At 70.6% G+C, this 22191-nt stretch carries 15 protein-coding genes; 9 read left to right on the top strand and 6 right to left on the bottom strand.

The genetic code is table 11. From position 1 onward, the window contains the following. Nucleotides 1-216: 216 nt before the first annotated feature. The 4 genes from ACWF94_RS01215 to ACWF94_RS01200 all read right to left on the bottom strand — a co-directional run bounded on the left by ACWF94_RS01215 (nucleotide 217) and on the right by ACWF94_RS01200 (nucleotide 6989). Nucleotides 217-1962, bottom strand: coding sequence for a BCCT family transporter (locus ACWF94_RS01215; protein WP_453483493.1), 1746 nt, complete (start codon nucleotides 1960-1962; stop codon nucleotides 217-219). A gap of 84 nt (nucleotides 1963-2046) precedes the next feature. Beyond that, on the bottom strand, nucleotides 2047-3330 hold the full coding sequence (locus ACWF94_RS01210; protein WP_453483491.1) for a M14 family metallopeptidase: 1284 nt from the start codon (nucleotides 3328-3330) through the stop codon (nucleotides 2047-2049). Next, nucleotides 3327-5312, bottom strand: coding sequence for a Xaa-Pro dipeptidyl-peptidase (locus ACWF94_RS01205; protein ID WP_453483490.1), 1986 nt, complete (start codon nucleotides 5310-5312; stop codon nucleotides 3327-3329). Before ACWF94_RS01205 ends, ACWF94_RS01210 begins: the two co-directional genes overlap by 4 nt. An 882-nt stretch (nucleotides 5313-6194) precedes the next feature. Next, the gene (locus ACWF94_RS01200) at nucleotides 6195-6989 is read right to left on the bottom strand and encodes a helix-turn-helix domain-containing protein (protein WP_453483489.1); all 795 of its coding nucleotides are present in this window, start codon (nucleotides 6987-6989) and stop codon (nucleotides 6195-6197) included. A 300-nt stretch (nucleotides 6990-7289) separates the two neighbouring features. Here ACWF94_RS01200 and ACWF94_RS01195 point away from each other — a divergent pair, with 300 nt between their 5' ends. From ACWF94_RS01195 to ACWF94_RS01160, 8 genes are all read left to right on the top strand, one after another. Next, entirely contained in the window at nucleotides 7290-8873 is a 1584-nt protein-coding gene (locus tag ACWF94_RS01195; protein WP_453483487.1) for an ABC transporter substrate-binding protein, read from the top strand. A gap of 151 nt (nucleotides 8874-9024) precedes the next feature. Further along, nucleotides 9025-10719, top strand: a complete 1695-nt coding sequence (locus ACWF94_RS01190; RefSeq protein ID WP_453483485.1) for an amidohydrolase — start codon at nucleotides 9025-9027, stop codon at nucleotides 10717-10719. After that, on the top strand, nucleotides 10712-12097 hold the full coding sequence (locus ACWF94_RS01185) for an amidohydrolase family protein (RefSeq protein WP_453483484.1): 1386 nt from the start codon (nucleotides 10712-10714) through the stop codon (nucleotides 12095-12097). Before ACWF94_RS01190 ends, ACWF94_RS01185 begins: the two co-directional genes overlap by 8 nt. Further along, nucleotides 12094-13038 carry an ABC transporter permease gene (locus ACWF94_RS01180; protein WP_453483482.1) on the top strand — a complete coding sequence of 315 codons (945 nt, stop codon included), beginning with the start codon at nucleotides 12094-12096 and terminating at the stop codon, nucleotides 13036-13038. Before ACWF94_RS01185 ends, ACWF94_RS01180 begins: the two co-directional genes overlap by 4 nt. Beyond that, entirely contained in the window at nucleotides 13035-15002 is a 1968-nt protein-coding gene (locus tag ACWF94_RS01175; RefSeq protein ID WP_453483480.1) for a dipeptide/oligopeptide/nickel ABC transporter permease/ATP-binding protein, read from the top strand. The genes ACWF94_RS01180 and ACWF94_RS01175 overlap by 4 nt, the downstream gene beginning before the upstream one ends. Beyond that, a complete protein-coding gene (locus tag ACWF94_RS01170; RefSeq protein ID WP_453483479.1) occupies nucleotides 14999-15895 on the top strand; it encodes an ATP-binding cassette domain-containing protein in 897 nt (298 codons plus the stop codon). The genes ACWF94_RS01175 and ACWF94_RS01170 overlap by 4 nt, the downstream gene beginning before the upstream one ends. Nucleotides 15896-15952: 57 nt before the next feature. After that, entirely contained in the window at nucleotides 15953-17215 is a 1263-nt protein-coding gene (locus tag ACWF94_RS01165) for a M24 family metallopeptidase (protein ID WP_453483477.1), read from the top strand. A gap of 158 nt (nucleotides 17216-17373) precedes the next feature. Further along, nucleotides 17374-18282: an NAD(P)-dependent oxidoreductase gene (locus ACWF94_RS01160; protein WP_453483475.1), complete on the top strand. Its 909-nt coding sequence runs from the start codon at nucleotides 17374-17376 to the stop codon at nucleotides 18280-18282. Between the two features lie 558 nt (nucleotides 18283-18840). Here the strand turns inward: ACWF94_RS01160 and ACWF94_RS01155 are convergent. Continuing rightward, on the bottom strand, nucleotides 18841-20295 hold the full coding sequence (locus tag ACWF94_RS01155; protein ID WP_453483473.1) for an NAD-dependent succinate-semialdehyde dehydrogenase: 1455 nt from the start codon (nucleotides 20293-20295) through the stop codon (nucleotides 18841-18843). Between the two features lie 465 nt (nucleotides 20296-20760). Here ACWF94_RS01155 and ACWF94_RS01150 point away from each other — a divergent pair, with 465 nt between their 5' ends. Next, nucleotides 20761-21504: a FadR/GntR family transcriptional regulator gene (locus tag ACWF94_RS01150; protein ID WP_453483472.1), complete on the top strand. Its 744-nt coding sequence runs from the start codon at nucleotides 20761-20763 to the stop codon at nucleotides 21502-21504. A 9-nt stretch (nucleotides 21505-21513) separates the two neighbouring features. Here the strand turns inward: ACWF94_RS01150 and ACWF94_RS01145 are convergent, their stop codons facing one another. Then, nucleotides 21514-22017, bottom strand: a complete 504-nt coding sequence (locus ACWF94_RS01145; protein ID WP_453483470.1) for a F0F1 ATP synthase subunit B family protein — start codon at nucleotides 22015-22017, stop codon at nucleotides 21514-21516. Nucleotides 22018-22191 lie beyond the last annotated feature (174 nt).

Below are 22191 nucleotides of genomic sequence, written 5' to 3'. Positions count from 1 at the left end.
CGCGAGAGCTCTGCCGGCCGGTACGCGAAACCCTCACCCCGGTGGGGTGGCACGCCCTCCGGGCGTCTCCTCAAACTCCCCCAGAGCTACGCCTGGGAGGGGCCCCCAGAGAGGCTTGAACTCCGCACCGCCGCAACCCCGCCTTACCGGTACGCGAAACCCTCTCCCCCAGTGGGGTGGCACGCCCTCCGGGCGTCTCCTATATCTCCCCCAGAGCTACGCCTGGGAGGGGCCCCCAGAGGGGCTTGAAGGGGCCCGGTCGTCGGCCGGGTCGGGGCCGGTTCCCGGGCCGATGTGGAACTCGAAGTCGCCGTCGTACCGCTCATGCCCCGCGATCACCGCGGACTCCACCGCGTCCGCGCCCCGTTCGCCGCGCACGATCAGCGGGTCGTGGCGCAGATCCCGCATCAGGGCCACGCACATGCCCACCATGACGATCACAAAGGGCGCGGCCACCAGGATCGTCAGATTCTGCAGGCCCGCGAGCGCGTCGCCCTTGCCGTTGCCGATGAGCAGCATGATCGCGGCGACCGCGCCGGTCACCACGCCCCAGAAGACGACGACCGGCTTGGCGGGTTCGAAGGTGCCCCGCTGGGAGAGGGTGCCCATCACCACGGACGCGGCGTCCGCGCCGGAGACGAAGAAGATGCCGACGAGCACCATGACCAGCAGGCTCATCGCCGTGGCGATCGGATACTCCTGGAGCACGGCGAAGAGCTGGCCCTCAGGGGTGGCCTCGTCGCCGAGCTGCCCGCGCTCCTGGAGCTTCATCGCCGTACCGCCGAAGACGGCGAACCAGACCAGGCTGACCGTGCTGGGCACCAGGATGACGCCGCCGACGAACTGCCGGATCGTGCGCCCCCGGCTGATCCGGGCGATGAACATGCCGACGAACGGCGTCCAGGAGATCCACCAGGCCCAGTAGAAGACCGTCCAGCTGCCCAGCCAGTCGGCCACGGCCTCGCCGCCCGTCACCTCGGTGCGGCCCGCGAGCTGCGGCAGCTCGCCGAAGTAGGCGGCGATCGACGTCGGCAGCAGATCGAGGATGAGGGTGGTGGGGCCCGCGATGAAGATGAACAGCACGAGCAGCAGCGCCAGCACCATATTGGTGTTGGACAGCCACTGGATGCCCTTCTCGACGCCCGAGACCGCGGAGGCCACGAAAGCGATCGTCAGCACCGCGATGATGCCGACGAGCAGCCCGGTGCCGACCGTGTCCATCCAGCCCAGTTCGGTGAAGCCGCTGCCGATCTGGAGCGCGCCGAGGCCGAGGGACGCGGCGGAGCCGAAGAGCGTGGCGAAGATCGCCAGAATGTCGATGAAGCGGCCCGTCCCGCCGTAGGCGCGCTGTTTGCCGATGAGCGGCACGAACACCGCGCTGATGGTCTGCCGCCTGCGGCGGCGGAAGGTGCTGTACGCGATGGCGAGGCCGACGACGGCGTAGATCGCCCAGGGGTGCAGCGTCCAGTGGAAGAGGGTGGTGGCCATGGCGATCTGCATGGCGTCCGCCGAGTCGGCCGGGCCGGTGCCGGGCGGCGGCGAGATGTAGTGGGCGAGCGGCTCGCTCACCCCGTAGAACATCAGGCCGATGCCCATGCCGGCGCTGAACATCATGGCGACCCAGGAGACCGTGCGGAATTCGGGGCCCTCGCCCTCCTGGCCGAGCGGGATCTTGCCGTAGCGGCTGATGGCGAGCCAGAGGGCGAAGACCACGAAGCCGGACGCGGCGAGTACGAAGGCCCAGCCGCCGTTGTGGATCAGTCCGTTCAGCATGCTGCTGGAGATGTCCTCCAGCGTGTCGGTGGCCACGGCGCCCCAGACCACGAAGGCGAGGGTGAGGACCGCCGTGACACCGAAGACCACGCGGTCCGTCGAGGGGCGCCCGGTCTCCTGTGGATGACCGGGGAGGCCCGCCGTCACCGGCTTCGCTCCCCGGTCATCCGGTTGTTCTTCGTGCGACACGAGTGGCACCTTTCAGGGGTTGCGCGGAACGGACTGCTTTTTGCTCCCGCTACCCCTTACCACGGGATGTGCACGTCACCCGGCTCAACAGGCTGTCATAGGCTGACCTGTTGTGAGGTGATATGTCGCACGCGCGTCCAGCAGCAGCGGAATCAGCTTCCGCTGGGACTGCCGCAGGGGCACCACCGCACCGTCCCCGTCCCTCCTGGACACCACGCCGTGCAGTGCCAGTTCGTCCTTGACGTCGGCGAACTGCGCCGCGTCGAGGCGATAGCCGCACGGCGGGTCCGCGAGGGTCTCCTCCGGGGTCGGGGGGTCGTTGTCCGCACCGCCGAGGAAGACCGGGCCGCGGTCCTTGAAGCCCGCGAGCCTCGCCTTGGCGGTCGCGGACTCGATCCGGCCGCGCCGCTCGTCCGCGAAGGACAGCAGTCCGTCGAGTGCGGCGAGCTGGCTGCCCACCCGGCGGCGGTTGTTCAGTGCCTCGTCCGCCTTCTCCTCCTCCGTCAGTGCGTCGACGCGGCTCTCGATGAGCAGTCCGATGGTGTTCTTGATGCCGGACGCGTTGCGCAGAATGCGTTCCTGTCCGTCGCCGGCGACCTGCCGGATGGGTTCCCCGGTGTCGGGGTCCGTCCAGATGCCGTACGTGCCGGTGGTGTGGCCCTCCTCATGCGCCGCCGGGCGGACATAGCCCTCGGACAGGGTCCGCGACTCCTGGTGGACCGCCGCGTCCGTGTTGGGGTTGCGCGGCCAGAGGTCGAACAGATCCTTCTCGTAGTAGCGCGGTGTCGACCCGTACTCGTGCAGGTCGTACACGATGTCGGGCCGCTCGTCCCGCATCAGGGCGGCCATCGCGCGCCCCTCGGCGGTCCGCAGGGCGATGTGGTCGCGGTTGATGTCGACGCGGTCGGAGTTGCCCCGGGTGTTCGCGGCCCGTCCGTCGGGGTTGGCGGTGGGGACGACGAGGATGTTCGTCCGGGCCAGCAGCCGGCGGGTGTCGCGGTCCCGGGCGAAGCCGAGATCGCGGATCGTGGAGAGACAGGCGTCGCGGCCGGACGGCTCGTTCCCGTGCTGGGAACAGATCAGCAGCACGGTGCTGGGGGCGTGCCGGTTGCCGATCCGGACGAGCTGGAGCGGGCGGCCCTGCTTGGTCGTGCCGAACCGGCCGACCGAGACCCGGTCGCTGCCCCGGTCGACGGCGGCGAGGAAGGACTGCTCCTCGGGCTGGCTGGTCCAGCGCGCACCGTCGCTGGTCTCGAATCCGGTACGGGGCGGGTCGCCGTGGTCGGCCTGCGCCGGGACGGTGACCAGCGGTACGGCGAGGGCGACGGCCGTGGCGGTCAGTGCGAGGGATCTGATACGGGGGATCATCGGCTGTCGCCTCCCGGGATCGGGCGGATGGGACGCGGGTCGGCGACGCCTTCGAGCCGGGCGCCGGGAGCGGGCTGCGCGGCGGTCCCGGCGGTGGCGCGGACGAAGGCGGGGGCACCGCCGACGATCGGCAGCTTCGCGTCGGTACGGGCCAGATCGAGGGTGAGCGTCGGGGTGCTCGCGGGCGGGTCGATGAGGTCCCGGTCGGTACCCGCGACGATCAGGGCGAGCCGGTGGCCCGCGGGGACCACATGGTCGCTCGCGTGCAGATCGAGGGTGATGGTGTGGGCCCTGCCCGGGGTGAGCGGGCGGCCCTTCGCGGCGGAGCGGTAGTTGCCGAGGTCGGCCCAGCCACGGCTGAAGACGGTGTAGTCGACGGCCTTGGTGCGTGCCTGGGTCTCCTTGTAGCAGGGGCTGTCGCCCGGCGTGCCCGCGCCCCAGCAGGTACGGGCGGGGATCGTGGTGATGCCTTCGCCGGCGGCGGCGTAGTCACGGATTGTGTCGGGGCCGAGGTCCACGAGGACCGCCGACAGATGGGCGCTGGTGGTCGTCGGGGTGACGGTGACCTTCACCCGGGAGGAGCCGGAGAGCCGTAGATCGCGGCCGAGCGGCTTGGTGATGAATCCGGCCTTGGCGGCGGTGGACCGGTCGACCAGGGCGGCCCAGTCGGTCTCGTCGAGGGTCCGGTCGTCGGTGAAGGTCTCGCTCGCGCCGGGGCGCGCGGGCTTGAGCGTGAGCGTGCCGACGCCGGGCGCGGCCCCCTTGCCCGGGCGCAGGGTGGTGCTGTCGGTGGTGCGCGGCGGCCAGACGCGGTCGGTGGACCACCGGTCGGGGGCGCGCTCGATGTCGGCCATGGGTTCGCGTTCGATGCCGTTGTCGTATCCGAGCAGATAGTGGTCGAACCAGCGGTGCAGGGTCTTCACCCACTCGGCCCGCCGGAAGTCGAACGGGTCGACGTGCCCGGTCTGGGACAGCCAGATCTTGCGCTCCACGCCCTCGTCGGCGAGCGCGTCCCACCACTGCCCGAAGTGCTTGGCCCGGACGTTGAGGTCCTGCATGCCGTGGACGACGAAGACGCTGGCCTTCACGTTGTCGGCGTCCGGCACATAGTCGCGCTCGCTCCACAGCCGGGTCAGATCGCCCGTGCGCGGGGCTCCGTCGACGAGCCGCTGCTGTACGGCCTGGCAGCGGGCGCGGGCCGCCGGGCTCTCCACGTAGTTCGAGAGCCATTCCGGGCCCGAGTCGTAGAGCGGCGCTCCCTTGGCGAAGTAGTAGTCGTACCAGGAGGAGATGGCGCCGATCGGGACGATCGTCCTGAGGCCCTCGACACCGGTGGCGGCGACGCCGTTCGCGACGGTGCCGTCGTAGCTCTTGCCGATCATTCCGGTGTCGCCGGTGCTCCAGGAGGCACGGGCGCGCTCGGCTCCGGTACGGGTGGTGTAGCCGTGGGCGCGGCCGTTCAGCCAGTCGACCACGGCCTTGGCGGACTGGATGTCGGAGCGTCCGCCGACATCGACACATCCGTCGGAGCGGTTGGTTCCGGCGAGGTCGACGGCGACGAAGGCGTAGCCGCGGGGGACGAAGTAGTTGTCGTAGTAGAGCGGGAACTGAACCGGGTTCCCGTCGGCGTCGTACGTCTTGCGCTGGCTCTCGTTGCCGCGTCCGCAGCAGGCGTAGTAGGGACTCGCGTCCATGATGACCGGGATCTTCCGGCCCTGGCGGTCGGTCTCCTCCGGCCGGACGATGTCGACGGCGACCCGGTCGGTCGCTCCGTCGCCGTCGCCGTCGAGCCGGGTGTCCACCCATACGGATTCGCGGATCGCGTTCGCATACGAATAGACGGGTCTGCTCTCTCCCGGGCCTTCCCGCACCGGCTTGGCCTGTGCGCCCGTCGGTGTGACGGTCATGGCCATCAGGGCGGCCAAGGCCGCCAACACGAGCGATCTGTACGTCAAGCGGGTGCCCCGCGCACATATCGGCATGGGCGGGAAGGTACTCCTGACGGCTCCTTGGCAACAGGGGGCCGTCAGTTGAGTCCTGTGACTGAGGGGGTGTCACTTCGGCGTGTGGGGGTGGGCGGGGGCGGGCTCTTCGGCGCGTTCGGGTAGGCGGGGCGCGGGCTCCCCGGCGCGTCCGGGTAGGCGGGGCGCGGGCTCCCCGGCGCGAGGGTCCGTCCTCAAACGCCGGACAGGCTGGGATCGGTGACCCATCCCCGTGACATACGGGCACCCCCGGGGTACCCATCACGCCGGGCGCCCGCACCCCGGCCCAGGGGTCCGTCCTCAAACGCCGGACGGGCTGGGACCGGTGACCGATCCCCGTGACATACGGGCTCCCCCGCGCGAGGGTCCGTCCTCAAACGCCGGACGGGCTGGGATCGGTGACCGATCCCCGTGACATACGGGCTCCCCCGCGCGAGGGTCCGTCCTCAAGCGCCGGACGGGCTGGATTCGCACCGGGTGCGCGTGGCGCGTGGGCGACTGCGGGGCAAGGTCCTCGAATGACGGACAGGTGTACCGGACAGGGCAGGATCGGGTCCGCCGCGCCCGTGTCTCGTAACGCGGGCGTGAGGGGTGCGCGAATTCAGCCTCTCCGGCGATTGAGGAGCTGGGGCCCTCCACGCCCGCCAGGGCGTAGGGGGGTACCAGCAGGGGGAGGTCCAGGGCAGCCGCCCCGGTGCGCGCGCCGGACAGGCCCGTCGGCCGGAGGAGCAGTACCTGCGGCGCGGGTCCCGTGGACGACCGAACGCAGGCGGCGCGGGCGCGGGAGCACCCCGTGGACGACCGGGCGCAGGCGCGGGAGCACCCCGGCCAGGGCTCAGGGCCCAGAGCCCAGGGCCCACGACCCAGGCACCCGACCGGAGGTCAGTCCGCGTGGACGACGACCGAGATGGCGCGGACCTCGTCGCCGGTCATGTTGCGGTACTGGTGGGGGGTCGCCGGGTCGAAGGCGAGGGAGTCGCCGGCCTCCAGGATGTAGGTCTCGAAGCCGACGTCCGCGTGCAGGGTGCCCTGGAGGACGAGCTGGTACTCGCGGCCGTCGTGCCGGATCGGGCAGCGGGTGTCGGTGGACCGCCCGTAGGGCGCGTAGACCACTTCGAGGAAGTCGACGCGGGCGTCCTGCTGGGGGGTGAGCCGCTCCCAGCGGACCCCGCTCGCGAGGTCGATGGTGCGCCGCGCCCCCCGCCGCTGCACGATGGCCGCGACGCCGGGTGCCAGCTCGGGCCCGGAGACCTGCGTGCCGCCGTTGCCGTTGACCGGTGGCTGTGCCGCTCCGGCGTCGGGCCCCGTCCCGTCCGGGCCCGGGTGGTCGTCGCCTCCCGCGCCGATCCGGACCGCGCCCAGGGTGGCCACCCTGGGCACCCCGTTCTCCCCGGTCGCCGGGGGTGCGGCGACCTGCGGGGCGGTCGCCCTGCTGGCGGGTGCGGGGATCTCCCCGTTGTCCGCGACCCCGAAGAGATAGTCGAGGGAGATCTCCAGCGCGTTCGCTATCCCGTAGATCACGCCGGCCGACGGGGCCGTCTGGCCGCGCTCGACCTGGGAGATCAGGCTCGCGGAGCACCCCGCCATCTTGCCCAGCTCGCGCAGTGAGAGACCACGTTCGGCGCGGACTCTTCTGAGCCTGCCGCCGAGTCCAGGGCTTCCCCCCTCGGGTTTCATCGCGCCTCCTGATCGAGTCAATCCGCCGCGTTCACGCACTTGACAACTGTATAGGACTGCACAGGACTGTACAGCGATGCACGCGATATTGAACACCCGTCCGCGCCGGGGGATACCCACTGGACGTATGTGCAGGTTGTATAGCCCACCTTTGTCGCACTTGACCACTTCCCTCCTGCCGCCCAGCAGAGATTTTCGAGAGAAGCTGTACAGCCCTTGACAAGGATGCTGCACATACGTCCACTATAGCGCACATCACATCGCTTTCGGCGCTCACGCAGTCGTGTGGAGGTTCTCGCTGTGAAAGACAACGGATTGCCCATCCCCGAGGGGCGGGCCCGCCGGGCCCGTGGCAGAGCGGCCAAGACAACGGGCGGGCTGATCCTCGCGACCGCACTGACCGTCACCCTCGCCGCGTGCAGCGGCAACACCACGGGCACCGACGGCACGACCGACACCAGGAAGGCGGGCGACGGGCCGAGCGGCACGCTGCGCTTCGGCACCAACCAGCAGTTCAAGGACTGGGAGCCCATCACCCACCAGAACAGCACCTTCACCTCACTGGTGTACGAGTCGCTGCTCAGCGTCGCCCCGGACGGCTTCACCCTCAAGCCCCAGCTGGCGACGGAGTGGAAGGAGACCCCGATGCGGGTCGATCTCACCCTCCGCTCGGGCGTCGTCTTCCACGACGGCACACCCTTCAACGCCGCGGCGGCGGTCAAGAACCTCCAGCGGGTCCAGACCACCCCCAGCCAGTACCGGAACCAGCTCTCCGCCGTGAAGTCCTTCACCGCGGTGGACGAAACGCACCTGCGCATCGACCTCAAGGAGCCCTCGCCGGGTCTGCTCAACAATCTGGCGCGACTCGGGATGTACATGGTCTCCCCCAAGGCGCTGGACGCGGGCAACTGGAAGACCACGGGTGTGGGCACCGGACCGTGGAAGTACGACCCGAAGGCGTCCACCAAGGGACTGCGCACGGTCGCCACGGCGTTCGACAAGTACTACGACAAGAAGGCCGTCGGCCCCGCCCGTGTCGAGATCACCCAGATCAACGACCCGGACAGCCTCTACAACGCGCTGCGCGCCGGACAGCTCGACGTGGTCTGGACGAGCCCGCCGCTCGCCGAGCGCGCCGAGAAGGAGGGCCTGAAGTCCACCTGGTTCCCGTCCGTGCTCTGGCACCTCCAGATGTTCGACACACAGGGGGTGTTCAAGGACAAGAAGTTCCGGCAGGCCATTTGTTACGCGATGAAGCCCCAGGACTATGTGGACGCGGCGCTCGGCGGCAAGGGCAAGACCCCGCTCCAGCGGTTCCCCGAGGGCCAGCCCGGCTACAACGCGTCCCTCAAGGGCTACCCCCACGACCTGGACAAGGCCAAGAAGCTGATCTCCGAAGTGAGCGGGAAGAAGTCGTTCACCCTGCTCAGCTATGACACCCAGCGGACCATCGCGGAGCTGTTCCGCAGCCAGATGTCGAAGATCGGTGTCGACGTCAAGCTCGAACTGCCCAACTTCCCGCAGTTCCTGAGCACCTACCAGAGCGGCAAGTACCCCGCCGCGATCCTCTCCGACGGCTCCCGCTCCGGCGCGTACGACTACTGGACCCGCAAGTACGCCCCCGAAGCCCCGGGCAACCCGCTGAAGGTTCCGTACCCGAAGATCGACGCCGCCGTCAAGGAAGGCGTGGCCGCCAAGACGCCCGAGGCCCAGGACGCCGCCTGGCAGAAGATGTCGAAGGTCGTCGACGAGGAGGCCCTGGACTGCGGTTACTTCGACTACTCCGGCTTCTGGGCCTACGACCCGAAGAAGGTCCAGAACATCGCTTCCACCACCAATGACGTGGCGGTGTTCCGCTACAAGGAGGCCAGGCCCCAGGGCTGAGCACCCCGGCCGGGCATCCGGACCGGGCACCGGGAGTCCGGCCGCGGGGCACACCGCCCCGCCGGTCCGGGCCCCGGAGCCGAACACCACCCCCGTTCCACCGCCACGCGCGCTGTCCCTCCGTACACCCCTTGGATGGAGAAACCCACCCATGAGCAATATCCCGCCTCAGAACGCACTCCCTGATCTCGTCCTCGTCAACGGCCGTGTGACCACCATGTCCACGGACGGGCGGGACGCCGAGGTGGAGGCCGTCGCCATCACCGGCGAGCGGATCTCCGCGATCGGCACCACCCGTGAGATCCAGGATCTGGCAGGCCCCGCCACCACCGTGGTGGACCTGGCAGGGCGGCGGGTCGTCCCCGGTCTGATCGACTCCCATGTGCATGTCGTCCGCGCCGGGCGCACCTGGCGGGACGAGGTCCGCTGGGAGGACGAGCTGACCCTGGAGTCGGGGCTCGCGGCCATCACCCGCCGGGCGGCCGAGCGGCCGGCCGGCAGCTGGATCAGGGTCATCGGCGGCTGGCACCCGTCGCAGTTCCCCGAGGACCGGGGTCCCACCCGCGCGGAGCTGGACGCGGCGGCCCCCGACAACCCCGTCTATGTGCAGTTCCTGTACGACTGGGCCGTACTGAACACCGCCGCGATGCGCGAACTGGGCGTCGACCACGCGCTGGTGCGGGAGCTGGACGGCCAGGGCTTCAAGGCGTCGCTGTTCGAGACCGACGACAGCGGTGAGCTGACCGGCAAGGTCAACGGCACCCCGCTGATGGAGTGGTTCTACCGGCGGATGCCCGCCCCCACCATGGCCGAGCAGATCGCCTCCACCGCCGAGATGTCCCGGCAGCTGAACCGGCTCGGCATCACCGGCGCGATCGACGGCGGCGGTTTCAACAGCGGCCCCGACGCCTACCCGGCGATCCGGGAGGTCTGGCGCCGCGGCGAGCTGACCGTGCGCACCCGGCTGACCGTGCACGCCGAGCGGGCCGGCACCGAGCAGGAGGATCTCGCCGGATACCAGCGCTTCACCCCGCTGGACGTGGGCGACGGCATGCTGCGGGTCCTCGGCGTGGGCGAGGTCATCCTCTACTGCACCGTCGACAAGATCGCCAAGCCGGTGAAGATCGGCGAGGACGTACGTGCCGAGCTGCGCAAGCTCTTCGGCGACCTCGCCCGCAACCGCTGGACCGTGCACACCCACGCCCATCACCACGAGACCATCGACGCCGTCCTCACCGCCTGGGAGGAGGTGCACGCCGAGCACGACATCAGCCCGCTGCGCTGGTCGCTGGTGCACGCAGAGCCGCTCACCCTCACCGACGTCGACCGGATCGAGGCGCTCGGCGCGGGTGTGCTCGCCCAGGGGCTGTTCCGCTTCCAGGGCGAGGAGGCGCTCAACGTCTGGGGCGCGGAGACCGTCGCGGAGGCACCGCCGCTGCGCAAGCTGATCGAGCGCGGCATCCCCCTCGGTCTGGGCTCGGACGCGATGCGGGTGGCCTCGTACAACCCGTTCGCCACCCTCGCCTGGTTCCTCAACGGGCGCAGCGTCCAGGGCAACGAGACCCTCGCGCCGCACAATCTGCTCACCCGGGAGGAGGCGCTGCGCGGCTACACCGCGTCCGGCGCCTGGTTCAGCTACGAGGAGGACGAGCGCGGCAGGCTCGAACCCGGTCTGCTCGCCGACCTCGCCGTCCTCAGCGACGACTACTTCACCGTCGCCGAAGAGCGGATCCCCCGGATCGAATCCGTCCTCACCGTCGTCGGCGGGCGGGTCGTGTACACCGCCGAGCCGTTCGACGGGCTTCCCCTCGCCGCCCCCCTCACCCAGGGAGTCAGCCGTGCCTGAGACCACCACCAACGCGCCCCGACTGCTCATCAAGGGCGCCACCGTCCTCACCATGGACCCGGATCTCGGCGACCTCACCACCGGGGACATCCTCATCGTGGGCGACCGGATCGCCGCCGTCGGCACCGATCTCTCCGACCCGGCGGCCGAGGTGATCGACGCCGCCGGAATGATCGCCATCCCCGGTCTCATCGACACCCATATGCACGCCTGGCAGACCCCGCTGAAGGGGCTGCACGCTCCCGGCTGGACCTTCGACGACTACCAGAGCCAGGTCTTCTACCTGCGGGAGCACTACAGCCCCGAGGACATCCACGACGCCACGATCGCGGGCTCGACCGAGATGATCGACAGCGGGGTGACCGGCGTCCTCGACTTCTGTCACAACGTCATGTCGCCCGAGGCGGCCGAGGCGGGCGTGCGCGCGCACCGCAGGACCCGGCAGCGCACCCTGTGGGCGTACGGCATGCTCGGCAGCTTCGACGCGCCGCCGGAGGACCACGCCTGGCGGCTGGAGCACATCCGCGCGCTGCACCAGGAGACGGCCGACGACAGTCTGCTGCGGATCGGCATGGCGCTGGGCTCCATCGAGTACAACAGCATGGACCGGATCTCCCAGGAGATCGCGCTCGCCCGCGAGCTGGGCATGCGGATGACCGTCCACCAGAATCCGGCCGGTCAGATCCGCGCCCTGCACGAGGCCGGGCTGCTGGACTCCGACATCCTGCCCGCGCACGCCAACGCCGCCGACGACGGTGAGCTGGACATGCTCGCGGCATGCGGCGGCGGTATCTCCTTCACCCCTGAGGGCGAGTTCGGCGGGGGCCGGTCGATGACCGTCCTCAACCGCGCCCACCGGGCCGGGGTGGTCTCCAGCCTCGGCATCGACACCGCCTCCCGGGTTTCCATCGACCTGTTCGCTGCGATGCGCCTCACCTATCTGCTGATGCGCAATGTCGACGCCATCAGCGAGCGGGAGGCCGGCCGCTATCCGCTGGTGCGCCGCGAGGGCGTCCCGCTGGTCTACCCGCGCCATATGCTGGAGTACGCGACGGTCAACGCGGCCCGCTCCCTCGGCCTCGGCGACGACCTCGGCCGGCTCGCCCCCGGGCAGCTCGCCGATGTCGTCCTCATCAACACCGAGCCGTACGGTATGTCGCTCGGCGATCCGGCCGCCCATGTGGTGCTCCAGACCACCCCCGGCGATGTGGACACCGTCGTCATCGACGGGGTCGTGCGCAAGCGCGGCGGCGAGCTGACGGATCTCGACCGGGCCGAGGCCGGTGCCGCGACCCGCCGGGTCCGCGAGCGCGTCTTCGCCGACGTCGAGTCGTCAGTCCAGTCGTCAGTCCAGTCGTCAAAGGGCATGGGCGGATGACGAAGTTCGTCCTGCAGCGGCTGCTGTCCGCGCTGCCGACCCTGCTCCTGGTGTCGATGTTCGTCTTCACCCTGGTCCATCTGACGCCCACCGACCCGGTGGCGCAGATCCTGGGTGAAGGCGCACCCGCCGCCGACAAGGCGGCCATGACGGAGCAACTGGGCCTGAGCCGACCGCTGTTCGAGCAGTACTGGGACTGGCTGGGCGGTGCGGTGACGGGGGATCTCGGCAACTCCCTCTACACCAGCGTCCCGGTGTCCGAGTCGATCTCGACGGGTATCGGGATCACGCTGTCGCTCGCCATCGCCGGTATGGCGATCGCGCTGCTGGCGGGGATTCCCCTGGGTGTCCTGGGCGCGCTGCGCCCGGGCACCACCGCCGACCGGCTGCTGACCGCCGTGGTCGCCCTCGGTCTGGCGGTGCCCAGCTTCTGGCTGGGTCTGCTGCTGGTCCTGGTCTTCGCGGTCAATCTCGGCTGGCTGCCCGTCGTCGGTTATACGCCGTTCACCGAGGACCCCGGGGCCTGGGCGACCGGCATGATCCTGCCCGCCTTCGCCCTGGGCTCCCACACGGCTGCCGTCATCGCCCGGCAGACCCGCAGCGCCATGATCGACGCGCTGGAGTCGCCGTACGTCCAGACACTGCTCGCCCGGGGCATCCGCAAGCGGAAGATCGTGCTGCGGTACGCCATCAAGAACGCGATGGTCCCGGTGCTGGCGGTGATCGCGATCCAGATGTCCGTACTGGTCGCCGCGAGCTTCGTCATCGAGCGGATCTTCGCGGTACCGGGGCTCGGCACCACGCTCATCGACAGCGTCGTACGCGCCGACTACCCGTTGCTCCAGGGCTCCATCGTCCTGGTGGCGGTCATCGTGCTGCTGGTCAATCTGGCGGCGGACCTCCTCTACGGCGTGATCAATCCGAAGGTGAGGCCCCAATGACCGAAATGCCCCCCAGCGGGGCTCCCCAGAGCACCGCCACCCTCACCGAGAAGGCCGATGTGGCGACCGGTGCGGACTCCTTCGCGGCGGAGCCGCGGGTCAGGGCCCGCACCCTGCGCCGGATGCTGCGCCAGCCGGTCACCCTGTTCTGTCTGGCGATGCTGCTGCTCCAGGTCGTCGTGGCAGTGGCGGCGCCGCTGCTGGCGCCGTACGACCCGGCCGCCCCCGATGTGCAGAACAAGCTCCAGGGTCCCAGCGGGGACCACTGGCTCGGCACCGACGACCTCGGCCGTGACACCCTGTCCAGGCTGCTCTACGGCACCCGCACCGCGCTCCTCGCCTCCGGCGAGAGCGTCGCGATCGGCCTGGTCCTCGGTGTCGGTCTGGGGCTGTTCGTCGGGTACCGGGGCGGCTGGTGGGACCGGATCGGGATGCGCGTGGCCGATGTCATGCAGTCCATCCCGGCCCTGCTGCTCGCCCTCGCCCTGGTCGCCGTACTCGGCAACGGTCTCGGCAACGCGATGCTCGCGGTGGGACTCATCTTCGCCGTCAGCTTTATGCGCATCACCCGGGCCGTGGTCCTGGCGGAGCGGGAGAAGCTGTACGTCGACGCCGCCCGGGTGCTCGGGCTGCGGTCCTCGGGGGTCATGCTGCGGCAGGTGCTGCCGAACGTATCGCCGCCGCTGATCGTCCAGGCGTCCATCGCGCTGGGCACCGCCCTGCTCATCGAGGCGACCCTCAGCTTCCTGGGTGTCGGTATCGACGCCAGCCAGGTCAGCTGGGGCGCCATGCTCGACGCGTCGCGCCAGCACGTGGCCGAGCACCCGCTGCTGGCGATCCTCCCCGGCGCCGCGATCACGCTCAGTGTGCTCGTGTTCAATCTGCTCGGGGACGGGCTGCGGGACGCGGGCTCGCCCCGCTCGGCCGACAACCGCCGGCCGCGGCAGCCGGTCACGTCCGCCGCCCCCGCCCCGGTGAACGCGGTGCTGCCGGCCCCGGCCGACGCACTGCTGCGGGTCGAGGGGCTGACGGTCACCGACGCGGGCGGCGCCGAGCTGGTGTCGGACGTCTCCTTCCACATCAAGCGGGGGGAAACGTTCGGCCTGGTCGGGGAGTCCGGCTGCGGCAAGTCCATCACCGCGTCCGCCGTCCTCGGGCTGCTGCCCAGGGGCGTGTCCATCGCCTCGGGTTCCATCCGGCTCCAGGACACCGAACTGGCCGGACTCGGCGGCGAGGAACTGCGCCAGATCCGCGGCCGGCGCATCGGCATGGTCTTCCAGGACCCGGGCTCGGCCCTCTCCCCCGTGCACACGGTGGGCCGCCAGCTCACCGACGCCATCCGGGCGCACAGCGAGCTGTCCAAGGACGAGGCCACCGAGCGCGCGGCCGAACTGCTGGATCTCGTCGGGGTGCCCAACCCCCGGGAGCGGCTGAAGGACTATCCGCACCAGTTCTCCGGCGGCATGGCCCAGCGGGTCGTGATCGCGGGAGCCCTGGCCTGCGACCCGGAGCTGCTGATCGCCGACGAGCCGACCACCGCCCTCGATGTCACCATCCAGGCGCAGGTCCTCGATCTGCTCGCCTCACTGCGCGAGCGGCTGTCCATGTCCCTGCTGATCATCACCCATGACCTCGGGGTCGTCGCCGACAGCTGCGACCGCATCGCGGTGATGTACGCGGGCCAGATCGTGGAGCAGCGGACCGTCACGGACGCGTTCGCCGCTCCCCGGCACCCGTACACGGAGGCGCTGCTCGCCGCCGTGCCGCACAGCGAGACCGACGGCCGGCCGCTGGCGACGATCCCCGGCCGGGTACCGCCCGCCTGGGCGTGGCCGGGGGGCTGCCGGTTCAATCCGCGCTGCTCGTACGCCACGGACAGTTGCCGCACCGAGGCCGTACCGCTCGATGCCGACGGAGTGCGCTGTCTGCGGGTCTCCGAACTCGACCTGGCAGGTGCCCGATGACCGAGAACCCGTTGGCCTCGAACCCGTTGGCCTCGAACCCGACGACCGGGAAAGACGCTCCGCTGCTCTCCGTGGAGAACCTGACCGTGCGCTACCAGCTGGGGCGCGGGATGACCGGGCGGGCGAAGACCCTCACCGCCGTACGGGATGTCAGCTTCACCATCGGCAGCGGCCGGACGCTGGGTCTGGTCGGCGAGTCCGGCTCGGGCAAGAGCACGATCGGCCGCGCGATCCTGCGGCTCGCGCCGGTCTCCGAGGGCCGGATCGTGTTCGACGGGACCGATACGGCGACCTTCGGCCGCCGCACCCCGCTGTCGTTCAACCGGGATGTACAGGTGGTCTTCCAGGACCCGATGTCGTCCCTCAACCCCCGGCAGACCATCGCCACCACCGTGGGCCAGGCGCTCACCCGGCACCGTCCGCTCTCCGGGCTGGAACGGGACCGCGAGATCACCCACGCCCTCGACCAGGTCGGGCTCTCCGGCTATCACGCCGACCGCTATCCGCACGAGCTGTCGGGCGGCCAGCGCCAGCGGGTGGCCATCGCCCGCGCGCTGGCCCCCAGGCCACGGCTGATCGTGTGCGACGAGCCGGTCAGCGCGCTGGACGTCTCCACCCAGAGCCAGGTGATCAATCTGCTGATGGACCTCCAGCGCGAGCTGGGCGTCAGCTATCTGTTCATCGCGCACGACCTCGAAGTGGTGCGGCACATCAGCGACGAGATCGGGGTGCTGTACCTCGGCCGGCTCATGGAGTCGGGGCCCGCCGATCAGGTCTACCGCACCCCGTCGCACTCCTACACCCAGACCCTGCTGGCCTCCACCCTGGTCGCCAATCCGGCACGCCAGGCGGCGCGTACCGCACAGCGGCGGAAGCTCGGCGCGGACGCCTAGGCGCCGCACCGGATTTGTCTACTTGTCCACAGTTCTCTCCCCCCATAGGAGATCCTCATGAGCGGCAACCTCCCCATTCCGGCGCTGCCGGTCGCGCCCGCCCCTGGCCACGGCATGGTCGACTTCGAGGAGCGGGTCAACTTCGAGCGGCTGCGCTCGTACCGCATCTCGCGTATCCAGCAGGCGCTGGAGGACAGCGACCTCGGCGCGGTGCTCGTCTTCGACAACAACAACATCCGGTATCTGACGGGTATCTCGATCGGCGAGTGGACCCGGGAGAAGCTCTCGCGCTACGCGATCTACACCCGTACCGGTGAGCTGATCCTCTGGGACTTCGGTTCGGCCGCCGTGCACAACCGGATGTACGCGCCGTGGATGAAGCCGGAGAACTGTCTCTCCTCCTGGACCACCATGCGCGGGGCGGTTCCGCCGGACGCCGATCTGATGACGCGCGCGGTCTCCGAGATCAAGGGCCGGCTGGCCGACGCCGGGGTGGGCGGTATGCCCATCGGGGTGGACATCCTGGACATCCCGCTGTACTCCGAGCTGACCCGTCAGGACATCGACGTCCGCGACGGCCAGCAGGTGATGCTGGACGCCCGCCAGATCAAGAACCGGGACGAGATCACCCTGCTGTCGATGGCCGCCGCGATGGTGGACGGCACCTACCACGACATCACCGAGGCCCTGAAGCCCGGTGTGCGCGAGAACGAGATCGTGGCGCTCGCCAACAAGCGGCTGTACGAGATGGGCTCGGACGATGTCGAGTCCATCAACGCGGTGTCGGGCGAGCGCTGCAACCCGCATCCGCACAACTTCTCGGACCGCATCATCCGGCCGGGCGACCAGGCGTTCTTCGACATCATGCACTCGTACAACGGCTACCGGACGTGCTACTACCGCACCTTCAACGTCGGCCGGGCCACCCAGGTGCAGCACGACGCGTACACCCGGGCCCGGGAGTGGATGGACATCGCGATCGACGCGATCAAGCCCGGGGTCTCCACCGCCGATGTGGCCCGGCTCTGGCCGACAGCCGAGGAGATCGGTGTCCAGGACGAGAAGACCGCGTTCGGTCTGCTCTTCGGGCACGGCCTCGGTCTCGCGTTGCACGAGCGGCCCATCATCAGCCGGCTGACCTCGCTGGAGAGCCCGATGCTGATCGAGGAGGGCATGGTCTTCGCACTGGAGACGTACTGCCCGGCCACCGACGGCGTCTCCGCCGCCCGGATCGAGGAGGAGGTCGTGGTCACCGCGACCGGTATCGAGGTGCTGACGCGCTTCCCGGCCGACGAACTGTTCATCGCCAACCAGTACTGACCGGGGCGACCCTGTGCGCCGTCGCGGCGTCCCGGGCCTCGTCCCGCCGGACGCCGCGGCGGCCCGCACCCAGAGCGCCCGTACCGGACGGCTCTTCGCCGTCGGGCGAAGTCTTCCCCACCCAATTCACCAACAGATGATCGAGAGGGTACGAAACGATGAGTGGAACCAGCAGTGAGCGGCTCGGCTGGCTCGGCACCGGGCGCATGGGCACGGTGATGGCCGGGAGTCTGCTGGCCGGTGGCGCGGATGTCTCCGTGTGGAACCGTACGGCGTCCAAGACCGCGCCCCTGGTGGAGAAGGGCGCCAAGGCCGTCGACACGATCACGGAGCTGGCGGGCGCGGACATCGTCTTCGTCATGGTGTCGGCCAGCCAGGATCTGCTCGCCGTGACGACGGGCGAGGGCGGTCTGCTGCGCGCCGAGCGCAAGCCGCAGATCATCGTGGACTGCTCCACCGTGTCCGCCGAGGCGTCCGCGGAGGTCCGGGCGGCGGCCGAGGCGGCGGGGGTGGCGTTCCTGGCCTCCCCGATCAGCGGCAACCCGCATATGGTCGCCGACCGGAAGGGCGCCATCGTGGCCTCCGGCCCGCGTGAGACCTACGACCGGGTGGCGCCGTACCTTGAGCTGATGGCGCCCACCGTGGTGCACGCGGGTCCGGCGGAGCAGAGCCGGCTGGTGAAGATCTGTCACAACCTGATGCTCGGCATGATCACCCAGGCGTTGGTGGAGGTCACCACCCTGGCCGAGAAGGGCGGGGTGCCCCGCGCGGCCTTCGTCGACTTCATCAACGGCTCGGTCCTCGGGTCCACCTTCATCATGCACAAGGGCCGTGCACTGGTGGACGGTGACTACACCCCCACCTTCAACAACAAGATGCTCCGCAAGGACTTCGACCTCGGCCTCGGCGCCGCCCGCGAGCTGGAGGTCCCCCTGCCGGTGAGCAGCATGGTCCACCAGCTCATCCAGACCGCGATCGGCCACGGCTTCGCCGAGCAGGACTACGCGGCGCTCTTCGAGGTGGAGGCCCGCGCCGCGGGCATGCGCAACGGGGACGACTCGGCCTGACGCCCGCCCCCTGAGAACGGGGCCGGTCCCGGCCGCGATCCACTTCCGGCCGCGACCGGCCTCCCCAAGACCCCGCCGTGTGTGTGCTGTTCGCTCCCTGTCCTGCGACCGGCACACGCACGGCGGTTCCATGGGGTCAGCGACCTGGGCCGGGGTTGGCGGCGCTGTCCGGAGGCCGCCGCCTCACGCCTCGCCGAGCCGTGCCGGACGGCACAGTGACCAGCACAAACTCAGCCCCGTCTGGGGGTCCCCCCAGGCGAAGCCCTGAGGGAGAGTGAGGCGCTGGGGGTCCCCCCACGCCGCAGGGCGTAGGGGGAGGTTCGGGGCGGAGCCCTGACGAGAGTGCGGGCTGTCCGGCGCACGGGTCCGTCCTCAAGCGCCGGACGGGCTGGGTTTGCTCGGGTTCTCGCGTCTCAAGCTCCCCCAGGGCTTCGCCTCTGGGGGGACCCCCAGGTGGGGCTGGTTTTGTGCGGGTGCCGACCGCCCGGCAACGCACAAGGCCCCGGCGACCTCACCGGTCCCCGGGGCCTTGCGCCTTACCGCAGGGCCAACCGCCCGTCACCAATCCGTCGCGATGTACTTCGTCTCGGTGTACTCAAGGATGCCCTCGTGCCCGCCTTCCCGGCCGATCCCGCTCTGCTTGACCCCGCCGAAGGGCGCCGCCGGGTCGGAGACGAGGCCCCGGTTCAGCCCCACCATCCCGGTCTCCAGTGCCCCGGCGATCGCGAGCCCGCGCCGCAGATCACGCGTGTAGAGGTACGACACGAGCCCGTACTCGGTGGCGTTGGCGAGGCGTACGGCCTCCTGCTCGTCGCTGAACCGCACCAGCGGCGCCACCGGCCCGAAGATCTCCTCGTCCAGGATGGCCGAGCCGGCGGTGACCCCGTCGAGGACGGTGGGCTCGTAGTAGTAGCCCTTGCGGTCCGGGATGCGGCCACCGGTCCGCACGCGTGCGCCGCGCCCGACGGCGTCCTGGACCAGTTCCTGCACCTTGCTCTGGGCTTCGGCGTTCACCAGGGGCCCGACCTCGGTGTCCTCCTCCAGGCCGGGGCCCACCCGCAGGGAGCCCATGGCGGCTGCGAGGCGGGCTCCGAACTCGTCGGCGACGGACTCATGGACGTAGAAGCGGTTGGCGGCGGTGCACGCCTCCCCGCCGTTGCGCATCTTGGCGAGCATCGCGCCCTGGACGGCGGCATCCAGGTCGGCGTCCGCCAGGACCAGGAAGGGAGCGTTGCCGCCCAGCTCCATCGAGGTGCTCAGCACCCGGTCGGCGGCGCTGTGCAGCAGCCGCCGCCCGACCTCGGTGGAACCGGTGAAGGACAGCTTCCGTACGGCCGGGTGGTCGAGCATGGCGGAGACGACGGCCCCGGAGCGGTCGGCGGGCACGACGTTGACCACCCCGCCGGGCGCCCCGGCCTCCTCCATCAGCGCGCCGATCGCCAGCGCGGTCAGCGGGGTGTCACTCGCGGGCTTGAGCACGACGGCACAGCCCGCCGCGAGCGCGGGACCGATCTTCCGGGTGGCCATCGCCGCGGGGTAGTTCCAGGGTGTGACCAGCACGGCGACACCGATCGGCGCACGGTCGACCACGATCCGGTATCCGCCCGCCGGGGCCTGCTGGACCGTGCCCGCGAGGCGTACCGCCTCCTCGGAGTACCAGCGGAAGAACTCCGCCGCGTAGGCGACCTCGGCCCGCGCGTCGGGGAGCGCCTTGCCGTTCTCGGCGCTGATGAGGGTGGCGAAGTACTCCGCGCGCTCGGTCATCAGCTCATACGCCCGGCGCAGCACGGTCGAACGCTGCCGGGCCGGGGTGGCCGCCCACCCGGGCATCGCCCGCGCGGCGGCGTCCACCGCGTCGGTGGCATCGGTGACCCCGCCGGACGCGACATCGGCGATCGTCTCCGTGGTCGCGGGGTCACGCACCTCGATACGCCGGCCGTCGGCGGCCGGACGCCACGCGCCGTCGATGAGGAGTTCGGTGGGGCACCGGTCCAGGGCGTCGCGCAGATTCATGTGCTCACTCCTTGAGGGCAGGGGGCCAGGCGCCGAGAATTGGCTTAGCCAATTGGCCAATATAGCCACCTGTCCGGTATACAGTCCATCTCCAGTTCCCCTGGAGCGAGCGGAAGCGATACGGCGGAGTGGCGCCGCCCCCCGCCAGGGCCGAAGCCGCAGGAAAGAGGCGTATCCGTGTCAGGGACCGATGAGACGGGGCGGGGCCGGTCGCCGGACGGGCGCGGGCCCGCGGGCACGAGGCGGCCCGCGGCGGCCGACGGGCTGCCGGACGAGGTGCGCGGGACACCGCGCCGGTCCGCAGGTGCCCACCGCTCGTCGCCACGGACGGACCGGAGCGACACTGCGGGGCGGTCGGCCGGTGCCGCACTCCCGCCGGGGAGACGACGGTCGGCGGACCCGGCGAGCGGGGTGGCGGCGGACTCCGCCGGCGGGCGGGCGGCGGACCTCGCGGATGTACGGCCCGTGCGTCCGCTCACCGTCAGCCGGCTGTCCGATCGGGTCGCCGATCAGATCCGTGAGTTCATCGTGGCCGAGGATCTGGCCGAGAACACCAGACTGCCCGCCGAACGGGAACTCGCCACCCGGTTCGGCACCAGCCGGCCCACCGTCAGCCAGGCCCTGCGCACCCTCTCCCTGATGGGCCTGGTGGAGATCCGCCCCGGCTCCGGCGCCTATGTCGTGCACCGCCCCGACCGGGTGATGACCGCCACCGTCGGTCTGATGCTCGATCTGGACCGGGAGTCGGTCCCGCACCTCGCCCGGCTGCGGCTCTGGCTGGAAACGGTGGGCGTGCAGGAGGCGGTACGTGCCGTCCGCACCGCCCGGCGCGCGACGCGGCCGGACCCGCGTGCCGCCGATCTCGCCGATGTGCGCGCCGCGTTCGCCCGGCTGCGGGAGAGCGTGGGCAATGTGTCCGCGTGGATCGCCGCCGACACCGTCTTCCACGCCACGATCGTGCGCCGCTCGGGCAATCCGTTCCTCGCGTCGATCTACGAGTCGGTGCACACGGCCGTGATCCGGTACGAGTACGAGCCCTGGATCCGCTCCCAGGACATGCCGCCCTGGCTGGCCCCGGGCGAGGCCGAACGGCTGCTCGCCGTCCATGAACCGATCATGAACGCGATCGAGTCCGCCGACGAGAGGGCCGCGCTGGAGGCGGTCCGCCGCCACCACGACCTCATCATGACGAACCTGGAAACCCGCTGACGGACCCCGTCAGCCGTCGGTCGCGCGAGGTCCGTCCGTACGGACCGGGGCGCTCAGCGGTTCGCCGAGTATCCGCTCGGCCAGCGCTCTCCCCCACGTATCCACCTCGGCGCGCAACGCGGTCTCGGCCAGGGCCCGTTCGGCCGCTATCGCGGCCGTACCCGCCGCCACGATCCGTTCTCGCTCGCGCTGTCCGTCGGCGCGGGCGTCCCCGATCAGCCGCGTCCCCGTCTCCTTGGCCCGGTGGCGGGTGCGCGCCGCGTCATGACGGGCCCCGGCGAGGATGGCGTCCCGCTCGGTGCGTACCGCTTCGGCCTCGGCACGCACCGTCTCGGCATGGCGCAGCACACCGTGGGTCAGCTCGTCGCGACGCTTGATGACACGGGCCGCACGGGGCAGCACCAGCCAGGCGAGGGCGGCGTAGCCGAGCGCGAAGGACAGGAACCCGGCGATGAGGCCGTATCCGCTCGGATTGAGGGGTCCGATGTCGAACGGAAGCAGGTTCTCGTTCATGGCCGTGCCCTACCCCCTCGTATCCGTGAGGAATCGCGTCCGGTTCGGCGGAGCCGGGCAACCGTTGCGATGTGGCGGGAAAGTGTCCCCATGGGCGCCCGGCGGTCGGTGAGCCCTGCGACCGGCGCGCGATCGCGAGGGGCGTCCCGTGCGGCTTCGCCCCGGCAGGCGGCG

Source organism: Streptomyces sp. NPDC055078 (assembly GCF_053607985.1).
The sequence above is the reverse complement of the archived record's forward strand: the minus strand, read 5'-3'. Positions and strand labels throughout refer to the sequence as shown.

Excerpts from the sequence above, each read along its gene's own strand:
- ACWF94_RS01155 (WP_453483473.1), bottom strand. The coding sequence starts at position 20,295 with ATGAATCTGCGCGACGCCCTGGACCGGTGCCCCACCGAACTCCTCATC.
- ACWF94_RS01200 (WP_453483489.1), bottom strand. The coding sequence starts at position 6,989 with ATGAAACCCGAGGGGGGAAGCCCTGGACTCGGCGGCAGGCTCAGAAGA.
- ACWF94_RS01175 (WP_453483480.1), top strand. The coding sequence starts at position 13,035 with ATGACCGAAATGCCCCCCAGCGGGGCTCCCCAGAGCACCGCCACCCTC.
- ACWF94_RS01190 (WP_453483485.1), top strand. The coding sequence starts at position 9,025 with ATGAGCAATATCCCGCCTCAGAACGCACTCCCTGATCTCGTCCTCGTC.
- ACWF94_RS01160 (WP_453483475.1), top strand. The coding sequence starts at position 17,374 with ATGAGTGGAACCAGCAGTGAGCGGCTCGGCTGGCTCGGCACCGGGCGC.
- ACWF94_RS01205 (WP_453483490.1), bottom strand. The coding sequence starts at position 5,312 with ATGCCGATATGTGCGCGGGGCACCCGCTTGACGTACAGATCGCTCGTG.
- ACWF94_RS01170 (WP_453483479.1), top strand. The coding sequence starts at position 14,999 with ATGACCGAGAACCCGTTGGCCTCGAACCCGTTGGCCTCGAACCCGACG.
- ACWF94_RS01145 (WP_453483470.1), bottom strand. The coding sequence starts at position 22,017 with ATGAACGAGAACCTGCTTCCGTTCGACATCGGACCCCTCAATCCGAGC.
- ACWF94_RS01180 (WP_453483482.1), top strand. The coding sequence starts at position 12,094 with ATGACGAAGTTCGTCCTGCAGCGGCTGCTGTCCGCGCTGCCGACCCTG.
- ACWF94_RS01165 (WP_453483477.1), top strand. The coding sequence starts at position 15,953 with ATGAGCGGCAACCTCCCCATTCCGGCGCTGCCGGTCGCGCCCGCCCCT.
- ACWF94_RS01210 (WP_453483491.1), bottom strand. The coding sequence starts at position 3,330 with ATGATCCCCCGTATCAGATCCCTCGCACTGACCGCCACGGCCGTCGCC.